Annotated in this window: 23 protein-coding genes and 2 pseudogenes; 7 read left to right on the forward strand and 18 right to left on the reverse strand. The window is 44.2% G+C overall.

Annotated features, from left to right (window positions below):
- Positions 1-3: 3 nt before the first annotated feature.
- A complete protein-coding gene (locus tag ABE28_RS17640) occupies positions 4-1,620 on the reverse strand; it encodes an ABC transporter permease subunit (RefSeq protein WP_064466090.1) in 1,617 nt (538 codons plus the stop codon).
- The gene (locus ABE28_RS17645) at positions 1,613-2,365 is read right to left on the reverse strand and encodes an ABC transporter ATP-binding protein (RefSeq protein ID WP_064466091.1); all 753 of its coding nucleotides are present in this window, start codon (positions 2,363-2,365) and stop codon (positions 1,613-1,615) included. Before ABE28_RS17645 ends, ABE28_RS17640 begins: the two co-directional genes overlap by 8 nt.
- Before the next feature lie 226 nt (positions 2,366-2,591).
- Here ABE28_RS17645 and ABE28_RS17650 point away from each other — a divergent pair, with 226 nt between their 5' ends.
- Positions 2,592-3,350: a DeoR/GlpR family DNA-binding transcription regulator gene (locus tag ABE28_RS17650; protein ID WP_064466158.1), complete on the forward strand. Its 759-nt coding sequence runs from the start codon at positions 2,592-2,594 to the stop codon at positions 3,348-3,350.
- Positions 3,351-3,411: 61 nt separating this feature from the next.
- Here ABE28_RS17650 and ABE28_RS17655 read toward each other — a convergent pair whose 3' ends face one another.
- The 3 genes and pseudogenes from ABE28_RS17655 to ABE28_RS17665 form a co-directional block, all read right to left on the reverse strand.
- On the reverse strand, positions 3,412-3,897 hold the full coding sequence (locus ABE28_RS17655) for a methylated-DNA--[protein]-cysteine S-methyltransferase (RefSeq protein WP_064466092.1): 486 nt from the start codon (positions 3,895-3,897) through the stop codon (positions 3,412-3,414).
- A 63-nt stretch (positions 3,898-3,960) separates the two neighbouring features.
- Positions 3,961-4,384, reverse strand: a pseudogene (locus ABE28_RS24630) (Ada metal-binding domain-containing protein); the annotation flags it as partial.
- 711 nt (positions 4,385-5,095) lie between these two features.
- Positions 5,096-5,446: a hypothetical protein gene (locus ABE28_RS17665; protein WP_064466094.1), complete on the reverse strand. Its 351-nt coding sequence runs from the start codon at positions 5,444-5,446 to the stop codon at positions 5,096-5,098.
- A 527-nt stretch (positions 5,447-5,973) separates the two neighbouring features.
- Between ABE28_RS17665 and ABE28_RS17670 the strand changes: the two genes are divergently transcribed.
- Complete coding sequence (locus ABE28_RS17670; protein ID WP_034309346.1) at positions 5,974-6,195, forward strand: DeoR family transcriptional regulator; 222 nt, start codon at positions 5,974-5,976, stop codon at positions 6,193-6,195.
- 85 nt (positions 6,196-6,280) lie between these two features.
- Here ABE28_RS17670 and ABE28_RS17675 read toward each other — a convergent pair whose 3' ends face one another.
- Both ABE28_RS17675 and ABE28_RS17680 read right to left on the reverse strand, forming a co-directional pair.
- Positions 6,281-7,000, reverse strand: coding sequence for a pseudouridine synthase (locus tag ABE28_RS17675; RefSeq protein WP_064466095.1), 720 nt, complete (start codon positions 6,998-7,000; stop codon positions 6,281-6,283).
- Between the two features lie 120 nt (positions 7,001-7,120).
- Entirely contained in the window at positions 7,121-8,722 is a 1,602-nt protein-coding gene (locus ABE28_RS17680; protein WP_064466096.1) for a putative polysaccharide biosynthesis protein, read from the reverse strand.
- Between the two features lie 205 nt (positions 8,723-8,927).
- Between ABE28_RS17680 and ABE28_RS17685 the strand changes: the two genes are divergently transcribed.
- Entirely contained in the window at positions 8,928-10,193 is a 1,266-nt protein-coding gene (locus ABE28_RS17685) for a BaiN/RdsA family NAD(P)/FAD-dependent oxidoreductase (RefSeq protein WP_064466097.1), read from the forward strand.
- 248 nt (positions 10,194-10,441) lie between these two features.
- Here the strand turns inward: ABE28_RS17685 and ABE28_RS17690 are convergent, their stop codons facing one another.
- The 3 genes from ABE28_RS17690 to ABE28_RS25490 form a co-directional block, all read right to left on the reverse strand.
- The gene (locus tag ABE28_RS17690; RefSeq protein WP_064466159.1) at positions 10,442-10,696 is read right to left on the reverse strand and encodes an MGMT family protein; all 255 of its coding nucleotides are present in this window, start codon (positions 10,694-10,696) and stop codon (positions 10,442-10,444) included.
- Between the two features lie 78 nt (positions 10,697-10,774).
- On the reverse strand, positions 10,775-11,335 hold the full coding sequence (locus ABE28_RS17695; RefSeq protein ID WP_083232128.1) for an MEDS domain-containing protein: 561 nt from the start codon (positions 11,333-11,335) through the stop codon (positions 10,775-10,777).
- Positions 11,336-11,508: 173 nt separating this feature from the next.
- Positions 11,509-11,679, reverse strand: a complete 171-nt coding sequence (locus tag ABE28_RS25490; RefSeq protein ID WP_167353412.1) for a hypothetical protein — start codon at positions 11,677-11,679, stop codon at positions 11,509-11,511.
- A gap of 154 nt (positions 11,680-11,833) precedes the next feature.
- Here ABE28_RS25490 and ABE28_RS17700 point away from each other — a divergent pair, with 154 nt between their 5' ends.
- Complete coding sequence (locus ABE28_RS17700; protein ID WP_064466098.1) at positions 11,834-12,763, forward strand: SDR family oxidoreductase; 930 nt, start codon at positions 11,834-11,836, stop codon at positions 12,761-12,763.
- A gap of 78 nt (positions 12,764-12,841) precedes the next feature.
- Here ABE28_RS17700 and ABE28_RS17705 read toward each other — a convergent pair whose 3' ends face one another.
- The 6 genes and pseudogenes from ABE28_RS17705 to ABE28_RS17730 all read right to left on the reverse strand — a co-directional run bounded on the left by ABE28_RS17705 (position 12,842) and on the right by ABE28_RS17730 (position 20,080).
- The gene (locus tag ABE28_RS17705; RefSeq protein WP_061143367.1) at positions 12,842-13,027 is read right to left on the reverse strand and encodes a sporulation protein Cse60; all 186 of its coding nucleotides are present in this window, start codon (positions 13,025-13,027) and stop codon (positions 12,842-12,844) included.
- Positions 13,028-13,092: 65 nt separating this feature from the next.
- Positions 13,093-14,174: pseudogene (locus ABE28_RS17710) on the reverse strand (tartrate dehydrogenase).
- A 134-nt stretch (positions 14,175-14,308) separates the two neighbouring features.
- A complete protein-coding gene (locus ABE28_RS17715) occupies positions 14,309-14,620 on the reverse strand; it encodes a rhodanese-like domain-containing protein (RefSeq protein ID WP_064466099.1) in 312 nt (103 codons plus the stop codon).
- Positions 14,621-14,757: 137 nt separating this feature from the next.
- A complete protein-coding gene (locus tag ABE28_RS17720) occupies positions 14,758-16,074 on the reverse strand; it encodes an MFS transporter (RefSeq protein ID WP_064466100.1) in 1,317 nt (438 codons plus the stop codon).
- A 63-nt stretch (positions 16,075-16,137) separates the two neighbouring features.
- Positions 16,138-18,651: a PEP/pyruvate-binding domain-containing protein gene (locus tag ABE28_RS17725; protein ID WP_064466101.1), complete on the reverse strand. Its 2,514-nt coding sequence runs from the start codon at positions 18,649-18,651 to the stop codon at positions 16,138-16,140.
- Positions 18,652-19,051: 400 nt separating this feature from the next.
- Positions 19,052-20,080, reverse strand: coding sequence for an NADH:flavin oxidoreductase/NADH oxidase (locus ABE28_RS17730; protein WP_064466102.1), 1,029 nt, complete (start codon positions 20,078-20,080; stop codon positions 19,052-19,054).
- Between the two features lie 172 nt (positions 20,081-20,252).
- Between ABE28_RS17730 and ABE28_RS17735 the strand changes: the two genes are divergently transcribed.
- The gene (locus ABE28_RS17735; protein WP_064466103.1) at positions 20,253-20,693 is read left to right on the forward strand and encodes a MarR family winged helix-turn-helix transcriptional regulator; all 441 of its coding nucleotides are present in this window, start codon (positions 20,253-20,255) and stop codon (positions 20,691-20,693) included.
- A 296-nt stretch (positions 20,694-20,989) separates the two neighbouring features.
- On the opposite strand, the gene ABE28_RS17740 is transcribed toward ABE28_RS17735, so the two are convergent.
- Positions 20,990-21,832, reverse strand: a complete 843-nt coding sequence (locus ABE28_RS17740; RefSeq protein WP_064466104.1) for an aldo/keto reductase — start codon at positions 21,830-21,832, stop codon at positions 20,990-20,992.
- A 163-nt stretch (positions 21,833-21,995) separates the two neighbouring features.
- Positions 21,996-23,225: an MFS transporter gene (locus ABE28_RS17745; protein WP_064466105.1), complete on the reverse strand. Its 1,230-nt coding sequence runs from the start codon at positions 23,223-23,225 to the stop codon at positions 21,996-21,998.
- A gap of 188 nt (positions 23,226-23,413) precedes the next feature.
- On the opposite strand from ABE28_RS17745, the gene ABE28_RS17750 reads away from it, so the two are divergent.
- Entirely contained in the window at positions 23,414-23,776 is a 363-nt protein-coding gene (locus ABE28_RS17750; protein WP_064466106.1) for a winged helix-turn-helix transcriptional regulator, read from the forward strand.
- A gap of 264 nt (positions 23,777-24,040) precedes the next feature.
- Entirely contained in the window at positions 24,041-24,328 is a 288-nt protein-coding gene (locus ABE28_RS17755; protein ID WP_064466107.1) for a hypothetical protein, read from the forward strand.
- Positions 24,329-24,332 lie beyond the last annotated feature (4 nt).

Raw genomic sequence — 24,332 nt, forward strand, 5'->3', positions numbered from 1 at the left:
TCATTAATGTTTGAATTGCCTTTGTTGATAATGATCACAAAGCAGCTTCACGACTAGATTCGTAAAAAAGATAAGTAAAGACAGGATGAATATTTCGTTGAATTTGGCAAAATGCTGAAGCTCTTTAATTTTACTGGCAACCAATGTCGTTTGGGCCGTGACCAAAAAGATGATTCCGCTGATCGTCACCATACTATTGATGAAATAGTAGCTGAACATCTCGATTACCGTAGATGCCGAGTTCGGCAGGATGACACGATAGATTGTCCTGATCCAGCCATCCCCCAATAGTTCGCCGGTCGTTTCCCATGAAGGGTTCATTTTGGATAAAGAGTTCTTCGCCATTAGATAGGGTGTTGTAAAGAAGTGGACAATGTTACATACAATGATGATGGCAAAGGTCCCCTTCCAGTTGCTTCCATTGAACAGGAGCAAATACGATAAGCCGAGCACCATTCCAGGTACTGTATTCGTCAATATCGAAATGATATCCATTGACGATTTCCCCTTAAGCTTCGTCCTGACATTCAAGACCGCCGAGCTAAAGGCGATGCACGTTCCCAGTACAGCTGTCATCAATGCAACGAATAAGGAGTTTTTATAGACTGCCGTTAAATCGCCCGATTGGAATGTGTCGATAAAATGTTTTAAGGTCAACGAGAGATCGTAAGGAAAACTAGTTAAAAAGGGTGCAATGAACATGACCGCAAATACAGAAAACATCCCCATTAAGACCAATAGCGAAATACTGCCAAAACATATATCCCTCCCTTTGTGCTGCGTCAATTCAATATCGCTGAACTTGTCATAATGAAAATTCAGTTTTTCCAGATAGTTTAATAGGAAAACACTGAATACTACCGGAATGAGCATCACTATGGCAATCACTGCTCCACTGTTGAAATCAGGGATTGAACCTAGCATGACTTGATACAGTTGCGTCGCGACAACGGAGTAGGTCCCGCCGACTGAAGCCGGTATCCCAAAATCGGTAAAGCTCAGGATGAAGGAAAGGACAAAAGCTCCACCCAAAGTTCCCGCCAATGGCCGTAAAATCGTATTCATGAAACTTCTTATCGTTCCATCCCCCATCAGTTTTGAAACGATGATGAACTTTTTATCCATGTACTTGAAGGAATTATTAATGAGCAGAAAAGCTGAAGGCATTGTATAAATCACATAGCCTATCAATAATCCATTAAACCCGTATATATCGAATAGATTCCTTCCAAAAAGCTTCGTCATGATTCCTTGATTGCCGAAAGAGTAGATGATCGCAAACCCGAATGTGATCGTTGGAAGCAGCATCGGAAGGAGGATACCGGTTTTGATTACGCTTTTAACTGGCCTATATAATCGGGTGCAATGGATGGAATAGGCGAGACAAAAGGCTAAAATGGTCGTGATGACGGCTGTTAGCCCCGAAATTTTCACGCTGTTTCCAAATGCCTTCAGCAGCTCTGCATTTGAAAGGACCGTTACATAATTCGAGAGATCGATTCCATCAGCCGTTTCAAAAGAACGGACGAACAATAAGCCAAGAGGGAAGAAAAGAAAAGCGGCAAATAACAGTAAGATAGGTATATAAATGGCACGCATTGCCGGTTTAACCTCACGCATACTTTTCACCGAATAAGTTATAAATATTTTCTCTCTTGATCTCCAGTTGTTTAAGAATGAATTCCTTAACAAAATCATTGGCCGGCTGATTGATGATTTCTTTAGGCGATCCAAATTGGGAAACACTCCCTTTGTTGATGATCAAAATTTTATCGGACATCGTCAACGCCTCTTCCGGGTCATGCGTAACGATGATCGTCGTGAGCTTGAATTGTCTTGCAATCGATTTGATGCGTTGCTTGATCGATTCCTTGATGACTCCATCCAATGCACTCAATGGTTCATCGAGCAATAATATTTTCGGCTTCATGACGAGGGTCCTTGCGAGCGCTACCCGCTGTTTCTGCCCACCTGACAATTCAGCCGTTTTCTTGTTCAAATGAGGCTTCAGCTCCAGGAAATCGATATATTCCTGTAATTCTTCATCAGTTACCACTCCCTTTTTATTCCTTAGTCCATAAACAATATTTTCGTATGCATCTAAATGAGGAAAAAGCGCATAATCTTGGAAAACTATATTAAACCCTCGTTCCTTCATCCGCACGTTGCTCAAATCGGTTTCGTTAAAAATGATTTTTCCCTGCTCCACACTCGTTAGCCCCAGGATAATATTCAACAAAGTAGTTTTTCCGCTCCCGCTTGGGCCTAACAGTGAAACGATCTCCCCTGTTTCTATTTCAAGATTTATATTTTCTAAAACGAATTTATCATTGTATTGCTTGCTAATATTCTGTAATTTCAGCAAACCTTCCACCTCCTTAAGTACACCCTTAGTATAAAAGCCATTTGTAAAACGAAGTTGCGATTTTTGTAAATACTCTGTAAATATTGAACACCTTTATACCAACTTTATACTAACTTTTGACCATATAACGATTCAATCATTAGCTACTTATTGAATATGTTTCGCATGCATCGTACACTAATAATGAATATCCGAAAATGAGAATCGAAGAATGGCGGGTGAAAACATGCTTCCACTTGAAAGGCAAAAGAAGATCATCGAGTTATTGACGATAAGAAAAGTCATGAAGCTTGCCGAGCTTACTGAAGAACTGCAAGTTTCCATTGAAACGCTCAGGAGAGATATGAACCTTCTCACTAGACAAGGCAAAATAGAAAAGATTTATGGAGGCGTAAAGCTGGCTCAATCCAAATTTGGGGAATCGATGATAGAGGAAAGGATGTTCAGCCAAGTACGTGAAAAAGAAAGAATCGCCCAAAAATGCAGTGAATATATTCATGATGGTGACTGCATTTATATCGATAGTGGTTCGACCACCTATCAAATCGCGAAATATATAAAACAGAAAAAGAAACTGACCGTGATAACCAATTCCATTCCTGTCGTGAACGAGCTCCTTCATAGTGAAATTGAAATATTGATCATAGGAGGAAAGGTTCGGCAAAATGAACAATCCATCGTCGCATTTGACTACCTATTCAACTTTAGCGAATTGAATATAGCAAAGGCCTTCATATGTGCGAGTGGCATTACGATTGAAAAAGGCATTTCCGACTATAATTTGGAGGAAGCGAACACGAGGAAGAAAATCATCGAATTATCACAACAGGTGTATGTTGCCGCGGACAGCTCGAAGTTCGGCAAAGACGTGACCATCGGGATTGCCCCAATGGATAAAATCGATTACATCGTTACTGACGATTATTTGCATCAAGATTTCATCTCTTCGTTTACTGATACAGGCACACATTTGCTTCTTTCTTAAAAGCAAGAAAAAACGTGAATCACACAGCAGTATGGTTCACGTTTTTTTCGTTTTCCTTATATCACGTTTCCAGCTTAAAACGCCTTTCATGCTGAAGGAGCCATTCCTTCCTCCATAAGCCACCCGCATACCCGGTCAATTTCCCATTCGAACCTATGATGCGATGACAAGGAACCACGATGCTTAACTTATTCCTGCCATTGGCGCTCCCTACTGCCCTAATGGCTTTTTCATTGCCGATGGTAACGGCAATGTCTTTATAGGAGCCTGTGTCAGCGTACAGGATTCCCGTTAGTGCATTCCAGACATTTTTCTGAAAGATCGTCCCGTCAAGGATATAGGGAAATGTAAATTCCCTGCGTTCACCTTTGAAATACTCATCAAGCTGATTGAAGCACTCCACCAAAACCTTGGGCGTCCGCTCTTGCATGCCATTCAACTTCATGTCCCTTTCAGCAAACATTATCGAGCAGATGGCCTTATTCGTTCCTGATATCTCGATTACTCCAATCGGCGATTGATAATCCAATTTATATAATTCACTCATATAAAGACCTCCTAGATGGAAGGCAGCGTAAGCCTCCAACCCATTTTTCATTTCCCTTTCCTGCATGTTTCGATATTCACTTGGAGAACAATTTTTCAAACGGCGAAATACCTTATAAAAGTTCGAAGGGCTTTGGAACCCCACTTCAAGAGAAATTTCAAGATTCGTTAGATTTGTGGTTGTTAGAAGATATGCCGCTTTATCGACTCTTATTTTTTCCTAACCGCTCCAAATAATAGGAACTTACACCGACATGGCTGACGATATCTTTTAACTCCACCTTTTGGTCATACTGATTCACCAAGAACGCGATGACTTCCCTGACAAGCCGCATCTGCGGGGAATCCCCAACTTCCGGCTGGCATCTTTTGCAAGCACGAAAACCAGCCCTTTCGGCATCAACGAGGTATTGATAGAATTTCACATTTATTTTTTTTGGCTTCCTTGACCTGCATGAAGGGCGGCAGTATATTTTAGTTGTCTTTACTCTTTACTGCCGAGCAACATCCATTATACTCCGCATCCTTTCAGGATTTGGTCACCGTATAAGCATTGATGTAAAAGGCTCCACACCCCGTTATCATCCATCGCTTCTCTCATTTACGAAAGCAAACTGAAGTGTTGCGACCTATCTCGTAGCCTTTTTGTTTCTTGGACGAACCATCGATAGGGATCGCCTTCTGCTGCCCTTGACGCATGAACGACAATCGTTTCCGCGGTTTCACCATAGCCTGCTTCCATGTCCGCGCTGACAGGGATTTTCAGATGATCCGTAATAAGTTCAATGATACTTAAATGCCTTTCAAAGTCAATCGATTTCCCCGTTTACCGTTCTAGTCGCCTTGTACTAAAATCAACGCCGATAATGGATCTCAGGCGTTCCCTCCATCAACATGTCCTTGAAAAGTGTAATGCACTGAATTAGTGATGATTTTCGCTCCTATCGTTTATTGTCCCCATTTTAACAATCAGACCATCTCCAAATCGTCCTCATTCTTGCTGTTATGGTCGCTTCAAACATGGGTTTGGTCCGAGTGCGGACAAATAAAGTAAATACCCGAAGGGCACAAAGCCGAGAATTGCAGTCTCTCGCCTGCCAGAAATGCAGGTCTTCAGGATTTCTGGCGACCTTGTGCTGATCCAGTTTCCCGAACAAAAAAATGCCCCTTCACCCCAGGACATTTTCATGATTTTCCATTCAGTTAACGAACAAATATAACTTTCGATGATATTCCGAAAATTCCGCTTGGTCCTTTTCCGTACAGTCCAGCCACTTCACTTTCTTGCATCTTTCCTCCAGCCTCTCATTCAGCTCAGCTTCGATTTCATTCATGAAGCGAATGATTTCCCCGTATGGCAGATTGAAATGACGGGCTGCGAGCCTGGGCGGAGAATGCTTCACCAGCAATCGCATGAATTGATCGACCGTGTCTGCCTTGGAAGCAAGAAAATCTTCCTCATTCACGATGAATTCATACACTTGTTTTTTCACGCCTGAGAGCCTGGTCACTTCATGACGCAATAAAAACTCCATTAATCTTTCATTCATAACGTTCTACCTCGGATTTATTTATAGTTAAATTCCTATTAAATCACCTATGAAAAGGCTTTACTGCAACACCTCATTATGACATCGCAACAGCTAGCCATCAAGTGCATTCGCACCACATAAACCGTAATAATTACGATTAGTGATCGTTTTTAGTAAAATACCATGTATCGGCGGCCTAGTCAATATCTTTGGGACCATGCATATTTTGCAACGATTATTGGCAAAATGCAAATAAGTAAATGAAGTCACCTCCATGTTTGTTAATTTTTATATATGTTAAGGGAATAAAATTGTTAAAATTTGATATAATAAATGTAATATTTAGTCAATTTTCATTTTGTTCTAGAATTTGCAAAGGCAAAGGAGTAAAATGAAGCTAATGACATCTTGTTTTTTCTCTAAATGTTTCCGAGGAGTTATAGGGTGGGTATAGCAAGTACATAGCGACAGCTGAAACGCTGTCCGACATATCGGTTGTTTTCATTTGTTTTACAATAACAATGAAAAGAATAAGGAGTGATTTTTTGAAACCTTCAACAAATCGCATGTTAACCCGTATTAAATCCGTTTATATGTTCATTAGCAATAACGGTACGGTTTCTACTCAAGAGCTTGTAGAAGAATTTGGCATCACTCCTCGAACTGTGCAGCGCGATTTAAATGTCTTAGCATACAATGACCTTGTTCAAAGCCCAAGCCGTGGCCTTTGGACGACAACAAGTAAAAAGGTGAAGATGTCATCGTAAAGAGAACGACCACCCGAACGAAATCGATATGTAAATTAATTTGAGGCGGACAATATTTGTCCGCCTCATTTTTTCTTGCTTATTTTCATTCAGGCTGTCCGGCTTTTAACTGTTCAAGCTCTTCAGCGGTCAATTCCCTGTATTCACCTAGCTCAAGCTCCTCATCCAGCTGTAAGCTTCCCATGGACAGGCGCTTTAAATAGACGACACGCTTGCCGACTGCCTCGAACATCCGCTTCACCTGATGGAACTTCCCTTCCATGATTGTCAGCTCGATATCAGAGGTCAGACCTGATTTTAGAATGTTCAATTCACCAGGCTTTGTTTCGTATCCATCATCCAAGGTCACGCCGTTGCGGAATGCCTCAATATCCCGTTCCGTCACTTCGCCATCAATGACCGCAAAGTACGTTTTCGGGACATGCTTCTTCGGGGAAAGCAGTTGATGGGCGAGCTTACCGTCATTCGTGATCAGCAATAACCCTTCTGTATCTTTATCCAAGCGGCCCACAGGAAATGGTTCGAATACCGAGTCCTCATGCTCCAAAATATCGATGACCGTTTCTTGGTGGTTATCTTCCGTCGCCGACAAGACGCCAGGCGGTTTGTTCATCATCAAATAGATGAATTCCCTATATTCCACCCGATCACCATGGACCGTCACGATTTCTGCATATGGGTCCACTTGCTCTTTCGAATCCTTCAAGACCCGGTCATTAACCTTGACGGCACCCGATTTCAGGAGTTTCTTCACTTCTTTCCTGCTGCCATAACCAATATTGGATAATATCTTATCAATTCTCATCGTTTCCTCCTAAAGCCTTTTCAGTAAAAAGCCTTGCCCATTTTCATGTCAGGCAAGGCCAATATAATAATTTGGGGATTCTCTAACCAATACCCTTTTTTTTACACATCAAACGTTTATCTATAAACCTAATTTACTCTTCAAGCGATCGATTCGGGTTCCGAACAAGCGATGGGCAAGTTTGCTTTTCAAGGATAGCGCCGCATAAATGAGCGCTCCAAAAACGGCACAAACGGCCACGATCAAAATTGCCTGGAACCGTCCTTCCGTTGTAAGCCACAGCGATAATAAACTGTTCATGCCCCATACTGCCAGTCCCATTATCATTGAAAATACAGTGATCAATACAGATCTTCTGATAGTGAGGCTGTAACGATATCCAGTAAAGTAGGTGATGACATACAAGTTCAGCAGGACAGCTGCCAAGTAGCCGAATGCGGTGGCATAAACGGATCCTTCCGTTTCAAGCAACTTGATCATCGGGATATTCAAGCTCAATTTGATCAAAAAGCCGACAAGCAGGCTGAGCACCGTATATTTTTGCTGATTGATGCCTTGTAAAATGGCCGCCGAAACGGAAAAAAGCGCAAACAAGATCGAAACGGGCGCATAAGCCTTCAGGACACTGATTCCCAGTGGATCATGGCTGTAAAAAGCACTATAAATTGGATCGGCCAGCACCGACATGCCTACGACCGCAGGAATCGTAATGAACAGCAAAATTTGGAAGGCTTGGTTCAGCTGGCGGTTTAACTCTTCCGAATCCTCGCTGACATATGCCTTCGTCACCGAAGGAAGCAGCGCCATGGAAAACCCGGTCGCAAGCGTCATCGGAATCAAGACAAGCTTCTGGGCATATACATTCAAAACCCCAAGGGCATCTTCTGCGACATGCTGCAACCCGATGGATGACATCGCCTTGTTGAAAGACAATAAGTCCGCGAACTGGAACATTGGCATTGCGATACCGACAAATATAAAAGGAATCGATGATAGAAATATTTCTTTGTAAATATCCTTCAGGGAAATTTCCATCGTTCCCCGGTCTTTCTCCATCAGACTGTCCAAATGGGGCTTTTGCTTTTTCCAATACCAAAATAACACCACTAAACCGCCGACAGCCCCGACCGTCGCCGCAAAGGTAGCTACTTGGATGGCCCTCACTAACTCTCCATCAAGGACATTCAAAACCACATACACACCGGCCAATAGGAACACGATACGGACAATTTGTTCGATTACCTGAGATATGGCCGTTGGTTCCATCGCTTCGTGGCCTTGGAAGAAGCCGCGGATGATGCTCATGAACGGAACGAAGATCAAGGCAAAGCTGACTGCCCGAATGATTTCCGTGACATCGCTGACATCTTCCTTCTTTACACCAAAGATTTCAGTAAACAGCGGGGCCATCGTATAGAGAACCAAGAAGGCGAGAAAACCGGTGACAGCCATTAATTTCAGGCTCGATTTAAATAACTTCTCCCCGACGGCATATTCCTCGAGCGCATTATACTTCGAAATGAATTTAGATACAGCCAGCGGCATGCCTGCCGTTGCAAAGCTGATGAAAATGGTATATGGAACGTACCCATATTGATAGAGGGTAGCCCCTTTATTCCCGACCATATGTTCAAATGGGATGACGTAAAATAATCCAAGAACCTTGGAAATGATCGCTCCCAGCGTTAATATAAAAGCCCCTTTTAAAAACTTAGATGACATCTAATCCCTTCCTGCCTCTGTCAGTTACGTTTTACACGCTCTTTATCTTATCATATTAAAGTATTTTTTCTATAGAAAACTACACTCAAGTTTATCGTTTTCGAAGATAATACACAAACAAATAATTCCTTTTTTTCTACATTCGCAATATGACGGCCTCTTGCTATATAATGAAGGGACCGAAAATGATAAAGTGGTGATCAATTTGAAATATGATGTAGTGGTAATTGGCGGTGGCCCTTCCGGATTGATGGCAGCAATTGCGGCCGGGGAAAAAGGTGCTCATGTCTTGTTAGTGGATAAAGGCGAGAAGCTTGGCAGGAAACTAGCCATTTCGGGCGGCGGACGCTGTAACGTGACGAATAGGCTCTCAATCGATGAAATCATTCAGCACATCCCTGGAAACGGGCGATTCTTATATAGTGCTTTCTCGGAATTCAACAATGAGGACATCATTCAATTCTTTGAAAAATTGGGCGTCGCCCTAAAAGAAGAGGACCATGGACGGATGTTCCCGGTCAACGATAAAGCCCAGAGCGTCGTGGATGCCCTGCTGACGCGCCTATCGAATCTGAAGGTAACGATTTACAAGAACTCCCCGGTTGCCGAGGTTCTCTATGAAAATGGAAAAACAAGCGGTGTACGGCTGAAAGATGGTCAAACCGTTGACACGGATGCGGTCGTGATTGCCGTTGGAGGTAAATCGGTTCCCCATACAGGATCAACCGGTGATGGCTATGCTTGGGCCAAAAAGGCCGGCCATACGATAACCGACCTCTTCCCGACTGAAGTACCCATCCTAAGCGACGAACCGTTCATTAAGGCGCGAACGCTACAAGGACTGGCACTTCGGGATGTTTCACTGACCGTACTTAACCCAAAAGGCAAGGCTTTGATTACACACCAAATGGATATGCTCTTCACCCATTTTGGGGTATCCGGCCCAGCTGTCCTAAGATGCAGCCAATTCGTCGTGAAAGCGATGAAAAAGTGGAACCTCTCGGAAGTGAACATGAAACTCGATGCCCTTCCGGATCGAAACAAGGAAGAAGTGTTTCAAGACATCATGAAGGAAATCAAGGCAGAACCGAAAAAAGCAATCAAAAATACGTTAAAGGGTATAGTCCCGGAACGATACCTGCACTTCCTGCTTGAACGCAGCGGCATCGACCTTCAAGAACAAGGAGCGACGATTTCAAATGAGAAAATCCGCCGCTTTGCCGAGCTCTGCAAGGACTTCCAATTTGGCGTGCACGGCACCCAGCCGCTGGAAAAGGCCTTCGTCACTGGCGGAGGTGTATCCGTCAAGGAAATCCATCCGAAGGAAATGTCATCCAAGCTGATGGTTGGACTGTACTTCTGCGGTGAAATCCTGGACATACATGGATACACTGGAGGCTACAACATCACGTCGGCATTAGTAACCGGGAGACTGGCCGGAATGAATGCTGCCGAATATGTTCATTCATAATTTGAAAAAAGAGGCTGATCTAGCTTTAGATCAGCCTCTTTTTTGTATGGTTCATTACGTCGCGGTTTATTCGTCCTTCGTCATGATTAATTCGGCCTTCTCCGGGGTTTTTTCGTCCTACATCACGATTAATTCGGCCTTCTCCGCGTTTATTCGTCCTACATCAAGATTAATTCGGCCTTATCCAGGGTTTTTTCGTCCTACATCACGATTAATTCGTCCTTCGACCGCTTTTTTTCGGTTATCCATTAAAAGATTTCTGGATGATGGCGATAAGCTTGAAGGTCGATCGTATTCCGGTTCGTGAGCAGGATGCCCTCACTTTCCAGCAAGATTCTTTGGTGTTCGGCGGCTCCGTCCGCTTTTATGCCGATTTCTCCCTTTGCATTAATTACCCGATGCCAAGGGAGTTGGTGTTTTTTACTGCTCGAATGCAGGATCCTTACGACCTGTCTTGCACCGCGGGGACTTCCAGCGAGCTGTCCAATCTGACCATATGTCATCACTTTACCTGGTGGGATCTGTTGAATGATCTTGATTACCTGTTCTGTGAAACTTTCCAAATGGCACACCCCTTTGTACTATCCGTTAGCTAAAATCGTCACTTCCCCATCGGTTATGAGAATTTCATGATGCTCGATCAAATTGTCTTTAAGTTCGGCTGTCAACCTGCAATCATCGTAGGCACAAACGGAAATCAAGTTACGTTCAGTAATCAATTGGCCGACTCCTTTTTCATACTCCCCTATCGCTGCACAGACGTGATCGTCCTGTCCCCACTCAACATGTCCCCAAGCACGGATGAATTGATTGGCCGCTGAATAGGCTTTAATATTTTCCAAGAAATATTTAACCAGCGTAATAGGGCTGAAGTCCCCATAAAAGCAATAAAAATCAAAATTATTAATAACATGCACATGCTCCAATTGTTCTTCATTTAATTGACGCTGCAATTTCTTATGGACGAAAGGGTAGATCCGATCATTTTCGACGACCAGGATATGATCGCCCTGTTCAATACCTTCCATGATGAATGCCGTTTCATTTTCAATGTAAGCTTCCAATTCATTGAAGCAATACAAGATGTGGCTGCCGCCTGATTGCTCGATATTTTTCATCAATTGTTTCATATTGTTAGTCAAATGGACTCTCCTTCACATACACCAGTCCGCACTATGTATTACGTTTAACTTTACCCATTATCGGCCGATTTGTAAAATTCACAAAAGAATATCCTCCGTTTTTCCTAGAAGAAAACGAGAATGGGAGGCTGCCTTATGCCAGCTCAGTTAAGCGTCCAAAGACAGCCCCATCTTCATATCACTGGGTAATATGGCTCGTAGCGCGGATTATAATAATAGGGAGGCCTTGAACCTATGAGCGGCAATTCAAGGGCATGGAGGTTGGAATCATATACTACCTCCACTGTTTCGTCCGAGTGCTCAACCAATAGCAACTTCACTTGTTCACTATAATAATAGGACATTTCGGGGCCTCCAGAATTTTTTTTCTTCCCTTCAGCATATTCAAACAACCTGGCAACGAGCCCGTACTCACTCGTGTAGTTTTATCATCATGCACGGCATCCGCCTACACGGCATACAGTAATCCGACCCAATTCTTTTTTAGGAGGACTCGTCATGACAGAAGAGAAGAAAAAGAATTCATCTAAAAAAAGCTATCCCCTGCAGGCGAATTATGGAAAGATCACTCGTTATCAAGACGTCCCGATCACCGTTCCGGAGCAACGCCAATTTCGCCAGCCAGGTGTAGAGAAATTCATGGTGCCACGGCCCATCATCGAAAATCCCCAGTACAAAGGGAGCGGGAAATTAACCGGAAAGGTTGCATTGATTACGGGTGGTGACAGCGGGATCGGTGCGGCAGCTGCAATAGCTTTTGCTAAGGAAGGTGCAGATGTTTCAATCGCTTACTTGGATGAGCATGAGGATGCAGAACGGACTAAGTCGAGGATTGAAGAGCTGGGACAGCGCTGCCTATTGCTTCCTGGGGACTTAAGGGATAAGCAGCAATGTATCGATATCGTGGAAGACACCATCGATGCATTCGGAAAGCTCGATATTCTCTGTAACCACGTGGGCATTCAATTCCAGCAATTAAGCTTGCTCGATATTACGGATGAGCAATTCGATGACACCTTCAAAGTGAATATCTATTCCCACTTCTACACGACCCGGGCAGCCCTGCCGCATTTACAGGCAGGAGCCTCCATCATTAATACATCTTCTGTCGTGACGTTCAATGGAAATAAGCAATTGATTGATTACACAGCGACCAAGGGAGCCAATATCGGCTTTACCCGGGCCCTGGCAAACAGCCTCGTCGCTCAAGGCATCCGCGTGAACGCCATTGCACCAGGTAGGTTTTGGACACCGCTTATCCCGGCAAGCTTCTCAGCAGACGAAGTGACACAGGTACAGAATCCGATGGAGCGTCAAGGCCAGCCATTTGAACTGGCTCCAACTTTTGTCTACCTGGCCTCTGATGATTCCCGTTTTGTGACAGGACAAACACTTCATGTCAATGGCGGGGAAGCGACTTCATCCTGACACCCGCTTTAATAGGCACAAAAAAAAGACTACCTTGGTTTGCCACTATTCCGAATAAAGGTAGTCTACTGTCGTATATTATTTTTTCTTATAAATGATCATTGCGCTAAAGCAGTAGATTTGTTCTTCTTCATCTTCCCCAGTAGTGGCAACATTGTATTTAATGTCGACGATTTGATTTTCCCGGATATCTTCCAGGAAGACGTTCATTTCATCCTCTAGGTCCTTCTCATGCTCATAATCGAATAATTTCACTTGGATCATCGGCTCTCCCCGCCCTTTTTACTATACTGATAGATATTGTGCAGGATGCCCATTTCCCAAGCGATTCATACATGTTTTTTTTGCAAAGTCGATAATAGCGTTACCACCTCCCCTCCAACGTCTACCGTGGAGGCCTTCCCGCCCATATCTGGCGTCAGCGCCTTTTTATCGACCATCACCTGTTCGATTACGTCCAACACTTCCGCACCCCAATCACCATGCCCAAAGAAATCAAGTATTTGACTGGCGGACCATATGGCGGCAAGAGGATTGGCGATGCCTTTATGGGCAATGTCCGGAGCGGAGCCGTGAATCGGTTCGAACATCGAGGGATAAATCCGCTCCGGATTTAGATTGGCACCTGCCGCAAGGCCCATTCCGCCTGCTATGGCAGCCCCCAGATCCGTGATGATGTCACCAAATAAATTGGAGGTGACGACGATTTGAAATCGCTCTGGCTGCTTGACAAAATACACGCTTGCCGCATCGACCAAGTAAGAATTCGTTACAACATCAGGATATTCGCTTCCAATCTCTTCGAAGACTTGATCCCAAAAAACCATGGAATAGTTCAAGGCATTGGCTTTGCTTATACTTGTTAGACTTTTCCCCATTTTGCGTGCCAGCTCATACGCATAGCGAATGATCCTCTCCGTTCCTTTCCGTGAAAAAACTCCCGTTTGCAGGACGACTTCCTCCGGCTTGCCTTTAAAAAGCCAATCACCGGCGCCTGAGTACTCCCCTTCGCTATTTTCCCGATGACGACCATATCGATTTGGTCGCGGGTCACATCTTTTAATGGACATGGAGCACCTTGAAGCAATCTGACGGGACGAACGTTCACATACTGATCGAATTCCTTCCTGATTTTCAGCAGCAGCTCTCGTAATGATATATGATCCGGCACTCCGGGATACCCGACCGCCCCAAGGTATACCGCTTCAAACTTCTTCAATTGTTCCAGGCCGTCATCCGGCATCATCGTACCGTGCTCCAGATAATACTCGCACCCCCATGGGAAATAAGTAAACTCGAAGTGAATGTCCCCATCGATTCGAGCCACCGCTTCAAGGACCTTCACGCCCTCAGCAATCACTTCCGGCCCTATCCCGTCACCTGCAATGACCGCAATCTTATGAACCTTCATGTCTCCACACCCCTTTATCTAAATTTTCCGATTTATCACCGTTCATTTTAACATATTACTTCCGCTTCCCATTTACAACTATTCATAAAAAGAGCCTGCGAATATTCGCAGGCCCCACTTTCTTCAGGTCATGTTCACTTAACGATGACTTCGCCGTCCCATTCCAGCATTCCGCCAACCATATTTGCCACTTTATAGCCTTGTTCCTGCAGATAATGGCAGACATTTTCACTGCGGCGTCCTGATCGGCAAATAAAAATATATTCCTTTTCTTTATCGAAGTAATCAAGGTTCGCCGGGATATCGTTCATGCGGATGTGCTTTGCACCTTCGATCATCCCTTCAAGCACTTCTTCGTCCTCACGAACATCGACAAGCTCCAGCGCTTCGCCCGCCTCTAGCTTGGCTTCCACTTCTTCGGTTGTAACGATTTTGATTTCTTCCATAATTAGCACCTCGAGTTATCGTTTGATTTATCTCACTCATTATAACAAAATATCCTCTTGAACATCACTTTATGGGCCTTACTTTTAAGGAAGCCATTCAATCTTTCAAGAAAGAAGCCCCTCTCACTGCTTACAGGTCATGGTGTCGACACACTATTCCTTGTCATTCTCGATAACAGCGCTCCAGCCAAGGCTGCCGCCATAAGAATGGCAAAAAGGACCGAATAATTGGTGATGATCCCGATCAAAGTCGATGAAATGATGCTGCCAAAATAGCGAAATGTCGAAAAGATTCCAGATGCCGAGCCCGAAGCCGATTCATCGACCGCTTCCAAGGAGGCGACCTGCATGCTTGTAAGTCCCAAACCGATCGCCAATCCGTTCACAATAAGTGTGATGGCTACATAAAGAAGCGACTGGACTTGGGTGACGAATAAGAATAATAGGTTCGTAAACAAGGTGAAGGTGAAGGAAAGGAAAATGACCTTCTGCGATGTATATTTCCCATTAAGCTGTCCGCCCATCATATTGCCAATAGCCATGGAAATGGAGAACAAGGATAGCATGACACCGCTCATGGAAGTGGATATATCCATTTTTGTGGTCATGATCAACGGCATGACCAACAAGATGGCATACATCGTAAAATTATTGATCATTACAGATAGATTGGCATTCACGAATATAGGACTCTTGAATAAGGAGAAATCTATAACCGGCGAGGCAACGGACCGCTCCTTCCTTATGAACAATCCGGTGAATAAAAGCGTCCCCAATCCAAGTGCGACGCAGGCCGACGGAGATGTTGCATGTGTCAAGGCAATCAATAAAGTGATCGCAACGGCCAAGTAAAAGGCACCAACCACATCCAGGGGCTGGCTGGAACGCTTTTTCTCAAGCTTAGGAATAAGAAACATTCCTCCAGCAAGCGCACCTAATAAAAAAGGGACGTTGACCCAAAATATCGCTTTCCAACTAGCTATGGCAATTAATAATGAGCCGATCAATGGACCAACAGCCGCTCCCAGCCCCATGCCTAATCCAAAAAAACCCAACACCCCTGGCAGCCGATCAAGTGAAACGGCCTGACGGATAAGGGCAACGACATTCGGGATCAGCAATCCGCCTCCTATGGCTTGGAGTGACCGAAAAGCGACTAGCATGCCAATATTCATGGAAAGTCCACAACCAATCGAGGCAGCCATAAATAGTAATATGCCTATGAGATAGATTCTCCGGTTGCCGTAAATATCCCCAAGCTTCCCTGCGATCGGCTGGGTTACGGCCATTACGATGAGATAAATTGTGACTACCCACGTCACACTGTGTATATCCAAACCGTAATAGTCCGATATTGAACCTAGTGCTATCGAAATCATCGTTGAGTTGACCGGTACCAGGAACGCTGCCATCAATATAAAAACGATCATCAGGAATTCTTTCTGTCTACTCATCCTTACACCTCAATCCTAAAACGAAAAAAATAATCAATTGAAAACCGTTCAGAGCCAATGCAATCATGCTTCGATAATCGTTACTGTTCCCGTATTCCCATCGACAATAACGTGATCTCCATCCTTTAATCGTTCCGTTCCTATTTTTGTCCCCAATACAGCGGGAATTCGATACTCCCTGGCAATGATTGCAGAATGGGACAGCATCCCGCCTGTATCGGCAATGATCGCTCTGGCATCTTGGAAAAAGGATGTCCAGACGGGTGTCGTGCTCTTGCAAACCAATATATCTCCTTTTTTGAACGTCGATGCCTCATGCATGCCGGAAATAACCTTGACCTTGCCTTCACATACTCCCGCTGAAGCGGAAATACCTTTAATCGTATTCGCCGTATTTTCCTTGTTTTCTTCCAATGAACCAAACACCATTTCCACAAAAGACTGTTCTTCTTCCGTAGGTTTGCCAAAGAAGGCTGGTGTTTTGATTTTCCCCTGTAGATCATATTGCCGCTTCCGTTCCTTAACCGTGTCCATGAGTGAGCCCGGTGCATCCAAAATTGAAATGATTTCATCTTTATATAAAAACCAAATATCCTCTGCATCATCGAGAACACCGAGTTGAATCAAGAGCTCCCCTACCTGCAAAAGGTATAGGCGTGCCTTGGCATCGAACATCGCATCAATATAAAAATGATGATCGTCGGTGATAACAGCCGCATCCAAAGTCATTTGATAACATTTTTCAAAGACTTCTCGCTCAATTGGATCCTCGATGGCCGTTAAGAAATTTTGATGAATCCGGATCCTCGCCGTCACTGCCGATTCAAATTCCTTATCAAAATCATGCCCATTCTCGATGAGATTCTTGATGATTTCAAGTACATGCTCATGATTTTCGATCCAAGTCTCTCCCATGAAATCATGCGCCTTAAGACATCTGTATCCGTACTCCTTGACGAATTTTCCAACGCGGTCGAGAAAATCCTTTCCCTTCCCAAATGTGCTCAAGGCTTTGGATACGTTTCCTTCATCCGAGTTCATGATGGCATGCAGCAGTTGTGGTTCTTTTCTCACCTTCATCGATAATTGCCATAAGAGACGATCGGATTCCAGAGACTTATTCATGATTCCCGTCAAGGATTGATAGAGATCATGGGCTGGTTCACTTCCAAGCAGCCTTTGAAATAACTTCTCAAGCTTAATATTCAAACTGGCGTGAGGCAGGACGATGATGAAATGCCAGTAATAAACCTCTTCGAAAAACACTGCCAGCTCCTCCAAGCCTCTTTTTGCTTTTGCTGGCGTGAATGGCTTTGATGTTTCCTCGTCAAGATGACGATAAATGGGCATTAAATGATCATAGACGATATCATACATCCCATTGGTCAGCTCGGGATACAAATCCTCCATAAGCTTTTCGTTTTCCATGAATAACTGCTCCGGGTCCATTTCGAATTGGATCTGCTTTCCATAATAATAACCATTATGGACTTTCATTTGCGTAAATCCCATCGGTTCTTTCAGCTCCCCTGAAGCTTTTGCCATCCCTTGATAAAATGGCTGTGTGACGATGGAGGCGAATAATGGGGAGATGGGATCGGGAAATCTTGAATCCATCAAGAACCAGAATTCATCTTCATCTTTCCGTTCCAAGATAAATCCTTTCCTTGCTTCGGGAATGGATTGTGCAGCTTTTGTCACAGTCGTGATCGGCCGGGCTTGCAAGAGATATACTTGTTGATCTTGAATGCCAAATTCCAAATCGACCGGATGCTGATAATGCCGTTCCACCTTAAGGGTCAATTCAACCAATTGTGAAATCATCGCATCATTCAGGCAGTACGCATCCCGTTCCAATTTAGTCGTTTCCATTTCCTCGGTGCCTGTTGCGCCAGCTATGATTTTCAGCTCTTTACTGCCGATGATTTTCTCAATTTTCCTGCCATCACGTTTGACCACGAAGGTATCCGGTGTAACGATCCCCGATACGACAGCCTCCCCAAGTCCATAACTCGCATTGATCAATATATGATCCGTATTGGAGGTAACGGGATCCTGACTGAAAATCACTCCTGAAACGTCTGAATGAATCAAGCCTTGGACCACAACGCCCATATTCAATGTATCCACCTGTTCCTCGATCGTTTCGGTATATTGCTGAACGCGGTTCTCGAAGCAAGAAGCCCAACACCCCTTCACCCTTGAAAGGAATTCTTCTACCGTCCTGACATTCAAATAGGTTTCATATTGGCCGGCAAAGGATGCCTGCTCCAAGTCTTCGGCACCAGACGAAGAGCGGACCGCCAAGGCCGTATATTTTTCACGCAGCTCCAAAAAGGCGCTGGTCAGCTCAGTCAGTACCTCTTCGGGAATGCTCGCTTGCGTTATTTCGTTTTGAATGTTTTCACTCTGTAAGTCGAGTTCATTCACTTCCACAAAGTGCAAGAATGAATCACGGCCGATCACGAACCCATCTGGAACGGGCATGCCCCACTTCGTCAGTTTAATTAAATTTGCCGCTTTTCCCCCTACAGCTTCCCTGGTATCAGCAGCATGGATAAATCTCTCTGTATACATGTTAATTGCTCCCCTCTCATCCGCTTGAGTTGACTAGATTACATTAGACCTTGCAATCGTTCTCATCCAAAAAAACAAAGCAAGTCTGGGTCATATCCATTGTTTAGGAGAATACCCACCCTTAACCATAATGGATAGTATGCTTCATTTCATATGAAAAGGCTTACTTCCTTTCATTCGACAAAAGCCCGTCGCGTTATGTTTCATGGGGCTTTATTGCCAATTTCAAGAAGATCGAGCGACAAACATGCAACAATCGAATCAATTTAACCTTGCTTTCATTTCATTAAGTGGACTCCATAGTTCTTTTCGCTGCCGAATAATCCCTACTATAGTCGCAATAAAAAAAGCCAGCGAATATAGTAGTCGCTGACCTTTTCTTCCATTGAATGAGCCTATCTCAGTGCTTGAATCCCCGTTCATATTGCACAGGGACATCGATCTTTTTATTCAGAGTTTTGGACGCTTCCAAAGCCCAATATGGATTTCGCAGCATCCCTCTCCCTACAGCCACCAAATCCGCCTCTTCATTGCCAATGATTGAATTGGCAAGATTCGGATCATCCAATCGTCCTACAGCAATTACTGGAATACCCAATGCTTTTTTTATTTCCCTGGCCAATGGCGTTTGATAGCTTGCATGCGTGCCAGGTCTTCCATCTGCTCCAATCGGGCCTTCGCCGCCCGAGCTCACATGGAACATATCGACGCCCGCTTCTTTAAACACATTTGAAAAAGCAATGCTTTCTTCCAAGCCATACCCGCCTTCCACATATTCTTTTGCCGAGATGCGCATGATCAACGGCATGTCAGCAGGCATTTCGCTTTTTGCGGCTTTAATTACCTCCACTCCAAATTTAGTCCGATCCTTACCATACTCGTCTTCACGTTTATTCGTTAGCGGTGATATGAATTGATGGATCAAGTAGCCATGAGCGCCATGTAATTCAATGACATCAAACCCGGCTTGGACAGCCCTTCTGACTGAAGAACGGAATTTATCGACCATTTCCCTTACTTCTTCTGTCTCTAAGGCTCTTGGTGTTTTAAACGTTTCATCGAATGCTATTGCCGAAGGCGCTACCGGAGTTTCCGCATCCTGTGCCTTACGCCCTGCATGGGCAATTTGAATCCCGATTTTCGCTCCGTGTTGATGTACTTCGTCAACGATTTTCGTGAAAGCATCAATTTGCTCGTCAGCCCATAACCCAAGGTCACCATCCGTAATCCGACCATCTGGTTCTACATCTGTCATTTCCACTATGATTAAACCTGTGCCCCCTATTGCCCTGCTTACATAATGGTGCTGATGCCAGTTAGTTGGTATCCCATCTCCAGCATCGACGGAGTATTGGCACATCGGTGGCATGACGATCCTGTTTTTAAGTTCCAGCTCTTTTATTCGATAGGATGAAAATAAATCATTCATGTTTTATATCTCCTTTATTTTTTAATGCATGCACATGCATTTATATCATTTGGATAACGGCGTGTCAATCATTCCGATTCATCAACAAGCGGATTGCAACCGCTAGCTTCTTGGTAAACTTCGTTTAATATGTGTTATATTTAAAAGAAGTAAGCAGAGGAAGGCGAATAAAATGTCCAGTGAACAAAACCTGATAACAACATGGCTATCGTTTACACGTATTCATGCCGAGCTCTCCAATGAGCTTGATCGAATGCTTCAGGCGAGACACCAAACGACTCTAAATGAGTTTTATGTTCTTTTATTTCTATCGAACACCCCTGAAAAAAAACTGCGGCTACTTGAATTGCAGCAGTTGGTCGGCCTCAGCCAAAGTGCGATGTCCAGGCTGTCCGTCAGGATGGAAAACAAAAGCTGCGGCGTCATCCAAAGACTTGGATTTGAAAACGACCGTCGCGGTGTATGTGCAACCATAACCGACCGAGGTGAGATAAGGCTTCAGGAAATCCTTGATACCGTTAATGAAACACTCGAAAAATCCTTTAAAAAAGGCGATATCGACACAGTCCTCAAATTGTTCGTACATGCTAAAGACGAGCTCTTTAAAGAGTGAACGAAGAATATGATCATTTCCGTGCCCCATTTCGTTTTGGGGCCTTTTTGCCGTTCCTGGCATACCGGAACGTAAGATGAGCCTGCGGCTTAGGAAATGCGTGTCTACGTGAGACCCCGCAGGCTGGCTCACGGACCGCCTCTGGATAAGGGAGCGCCTGCAGTGCAATGGAACGTCCATAGTCCAAATCCCCATTATGAGCGCACTGTCCTTACTCTTCATCAAATCCAAAAAAGACTGCAGACAAACGCCATGTTTGTCTGCAGTCAAAGACGTTTTCCCGTCCTCATGCATCATTAAAAATCAAAATTATCAGGATCCGGACCCACACGGTGATTCTGATTCAACCCATCTATTTGGGTCATTTCTCCGTCAGTCAACTCAAAATCGAAGACAGATGAGTTTTCCACAATGCGATGCTCCTTCGTCGACTTTGGAATCGTTACGATCCCATTTTGCAAATCCCAACGTAAAATGACCTGTGCAACGGATTTTCCGTGCTTTGTCGCTATCGCCTGTAATGTTTCATTATCGAGTAATTCCCCCTGCATCAACGGCGACCAAGCTTCCAGCTGAATGCCTTGCTCCTTACAAAATGCTTGCAATTCTTTTTGCGTCAGACGCGGATGACATTCGACTTGATTGACCATCGGCTTCACGTTCGCCTCCTTCATCACAGCTTCTAAATGGTGAATTTGGAAGTTGCTCACACCAATCGCTTTCACTTTTCCTTCTTTATAAAGGGTTTCCAGTGCTCGCCAAGCTTCTTTGTACTTTCCTTCCACCGGCCAATGAATAAGATATAAGTCCAGGTACTCCAAGCCAAGCTTCGTTAAGCTTTTTTCGTAAGCCGCTAATGTCGACTCATAGCCTAAGTCCGCATTCCATACTTTGGATGTAACGAATAAGTCTTCCCGTGTGATTCCAGCTTCCTTAAGACCTTCACGGATTCCTTGTCCGACCCCTTCTTCATTTTGATAAATGGCAGCCGTATCAATGCTGCGGTATCCATGTTTGATCGCTGATTTAACCGCATTCACAAGCTCGGGACCTTCCTCTACCTTAAATACGCCCAAACCGAACCAAGGCATGTCAACCCCGTTATGCAATGTTGTTGTATCTTGTAAATTTTTCACCATTATCGATCTACCTCCATTTTTTCATTTCATATTTCATAGACTGTAATGCGTTAGAGTATCTGTATCATTACATCCCTTCAAGGAATCTTCCCCATTCGCTGAAGGGATGTAATGATACTTGATGTTAAGGGATACTCTATACACATACAGGGAATGACTTGCTTTAACTACCTTGCATCACTTCGCCTATCCTATTTAGTTCTTCCCTTTCCTGTAGGTCCCTCCGTTCCAGCGAACGGCTCCATCCGGTTAAAATCACTGCAGCGAACACCATGACACCGCCTATCCACGCTGTATGGATGAGTCCAATCGAGTCCGTGATCACGCCGCCTAAATAGGCGCCCAAAGCGATGCCTGCATTAAAAGCAGCGATGTTGATCGCAGATGCCACATCAACTGCACTTGGCACGAAGCGCTCCGCTAACATGACAACATAGACTTGAAGCCCGGGGACATTCATGAAGGCAAACAGCCCCATTAAAATGATCGTAAGCAGACCGGCCAGCTTGAACGGTGCCGTGAAAGTCAAGACCACCAATACGATGGCCTGTATGAGGAACATATAGAATAGGGCATTAATGGGATTGCGATTAGCCAATTTTCCGCCAAGAGTATTCCCGATCGCAATAGCTACTCCATATATTAACAAAATCAAGGCGACGGTTCCTTCTTTAAACCCCGTCACTTCCTGAAGCAGGGGCGACAAGTATGTGAAGACAACGAATGTACCGCCATATCCTAATGCTGTAATGATGAAGACAAGTAGTAAACGCCCATTTGTGATTAATTTGATTTGATCGGAAAATGTTGTGCGTGCAGCCTTCCTTAAATCAGATGGGACAAGGACGCTGTTCCCGATGAAGGCAATGATGCCGATGGCCACGATGATGATGAAAGCAAATCTCCAGCCGAATTGCTGTCCGATGAAGGTCCCGAATGGAACCCCGGTCACCGTTGACACCGTCAGACCTGTGAACATGATGGCGATGGCACTCGCCCGCCGATTTTCAGGCACCAAATCAGCAGCGATCGTCGCACCAATCGACATGAAGATGCCGTGGGCTAGGGCGGAAATGACACGTGCAATCAATAAGACACTGATCGTGGTCGCAGATGCCGCTAATGCATTTCCTGCTATGAACACGACCATGATCCAAAGCAGCAAGGTTTTGCGTGACATATTCGACGTCAAGGATGTAAGGATCGGTGCCCCGAACATCACGCCCAAAGCATACAGGGATACTGTCAAACCGGCCGTCGTGACCGTAATGTGCATATCCCTTGAAATGAGCGGCAATAAACCCACGCTGATGAATTCTGTCGTTCCAATCGCAAAGGCACTGATTGCCAAAGCCAGCAATGCCCATGTACTTCTATTTTTATTTGAAATCATATTCCCTTCTCCTTTTCGTCTTTTTGTACTATCATGAAAATTGCCTAAAGCAATTTTTTTATAAATGGTACAGTGGAATTCGGTGTGCAAATGCTATTATGAGATATAATAGAAATAAAGAACAGTACGTACTTTAAAGTGATATAGGCACCTTTTAGTTCCTATAAGTTAAGGAGTGTATGTCCATCATGCAAAAAAAGAAGTACAATATATCGGTTGAAGCGACCCTTGAAGTACTGGGCGGCAAATGGAAATGCGTCATCCTTTGTCACCTGACCCACGGAAAAAAACGGACTAGTGAATTGAAGCGCCTGATGCCGAACATCACGCAAAAAATGCTGACGCAACAATTGCGTGAATTGGAAAAGGACGGGGTCATCGACCGGATCGTTTACAACCAGGTTCCCCCAAAGGTGGAATATGAACTTAGTGAATATGGACAGAGTCTGGAAACGATCCTAACCGCCCTGTGTACATGGGGGGATACTCATATAACTAGAGTGTACGGAGATAAATCTTCCGTTCTCGAGGAAAGCATTTTGAATCAGTAATGGGACATGCAGCTGTTGCGTTAGCTATAAAAAAAGATTAGCTCAATTGGCTAATCTTTTTTGCATTAATCGTCACGTAATGTAAGGGATGATCCCTGGCGACCCGAAACGGGACCGAGGTTTTATTATCCGCCATTTTTTGGTATAATATGTATGAACATACATAAATTCAAAGTTTTTTGGATGAAATAGGAACGAGCTGATTCTTTTCATTTTTTCTTTTGTAATTGAATGAGTATAATTAGGGAAACCAAGAGGTGACGTATGAAAGTCTTATTGGAATTAATGCGCATCATATTGATATTCGGTATTGCCGGAACGTTTTTTTCGGTGATGGTGAACGGCATATACAGTAACATAGGCGTGGACACGGAGCAATTTGGCTGGATAGGATCAGTTGCCATCCTCCTTTTATTGTTTGTCTGGTATCGAAATAAACTGCAATTCAGCGGCTGGTACGCTGGTAAGGGGAAGGAAAAGCTGCCTAAAACGGCCACGAGAGTATTGATCATCTGCTCCCTATTGCTGTTATGTGCCCCACCCATTCTTTAAGTCT

Source organism: Peribacillus muralis (assembly GCF_001645685.2).
GTDB classification, from domain to species: domain Bacteria; phylum Bacillota; class Bacilli; order Bacillales; family DSM-1321; genus Peribacillus; species Peribacillus muralis_A.

Coding starts and splice junctions, on each gene's coding strand:
- ABE28_RS17730 (WP_064466102.1), bottom strand. CDS start 20,080: ATGAATGATTTATTTTCATCCTATCGAATAAAAGAGCTGGAACTTAAA.
- ABE28_RS17740 (WP_064466104.1), bottom strand. CDS start 21,832: ATGGTGAAAAATTTACAAGATACAACAACATTGCATAACGGGGTTGAC.
- ABE28_RS17745 (WP_064466105.1), bottom strand. CDS start 23,225: ATGATTTCAAATAAAAATAGAAGTACATGGGCATTGCTGGCTTTGGCA.
- ABE28_RS17665 (WP_064466094.1), bottom strand. CDS start 5,446: ATGAATGAAAGATTAATGGAGTTTTTATTGCGTCATGAAGTGACCAGG.
- ABE28_RS17720 (WP_064466100.1), bottom strand. CDS start 16,074: ATGAGTAGACAGAAAGAATTCCTGATGATCGTTTTTATATTGATGGCA.
- ABE28_RS17735 (WP_064466103.1), top strand. CDS start 20,253: ATGTCCAGTGAACAAAACCTGATAACAACATGGCTATCGTTTACACGT.
- ABE28_RS17680 (WP_064466096.1), bottom strand. CDS start 8,722: ATGTCATCTAAGTTTTTAAAAGGGGCTTTTATATTAACGCTGGGAGCG.
- ABE28_RS17725 (WP_064466101.1), bottom strand. CDS start 18,651: ATGTATACAGAGAGATTTATCCATGCTGCTGATACCAGGGAAGCTGTA.
- ABE28_RS17655 (WP_064466092.1), bottom strand. CDS start 3,897: ATGAGTGAATTATATAAATTGGATTATCAATCGCCGATTGGAGTAATC.
- ABE28_RS17750 (WP_064466106.1), top strand. CDS start 23,414: ATGCAAAAAAAGAAGTACAATATATCGGTTGAAGCGACCCTTGAAGTA.
- ABE28_RS17755 (WP_064466107.1), top strand. CDS start 24,041: ATGAAAGTCTTATTGGAATTAATGCGCATCATATTGATATTCGGTATT.
- ABE28_RS17675 (WP_064466095.1), bottom strand. CDS start 7,000: ATGAGAATTGATAAGATATTATCCAATATTGGTTATGGCAGCAGGAAA.
- ABE28_RS17700 (WP_064466098.1), top strand. CDS start 11,834: ATGACAGAAGAGAAGAAAAAGAATTCATCTAAAAAAAGCTATCCCCTG.
- ABE28_RS17650 (WP_064466158.1), top strand. CDS start 2,592: ATGCTTCCACTTGAAAGGCAAAAGAAGATCATCGAGTTATTGACGATA.
- ABE28_RS17690 (WP_064466159.1), bottom strand. CDS start 10,696: ATGACATATGGTCAGATTGGACAGCTCGCTGGAAGTCCCCGCGGTGCA.
- ABE28_RS17640 (WP_064466090.1), bottom strand. CDS start 1,620: ATGCGTGAGGTTAAACCGGCAATGCGTGCCATTTATATACCTATCTTA.
- ABE28_RS17715 (WP_064466099.1), bottom strand. CDS start 14,620: ATGGAAGAAATCAAAATCGTTACAACCGAAGAAGTGGAAGCCAAGCTA.
- ABE28_RS17705 (WP_061143367.1), bottom strand. CDS start 13,027: ATGATCCAAGTGAAATTATTCGATTATGAGCATGAGAAGGACCTAGAG.
- ABE28_RS25490 (WP_167353412.1), bottom strand. CDS start 11,679: ATGTCCTATTATTATAGTGAACAAGTGAAGTTGCTATTGGTTGAGCAC.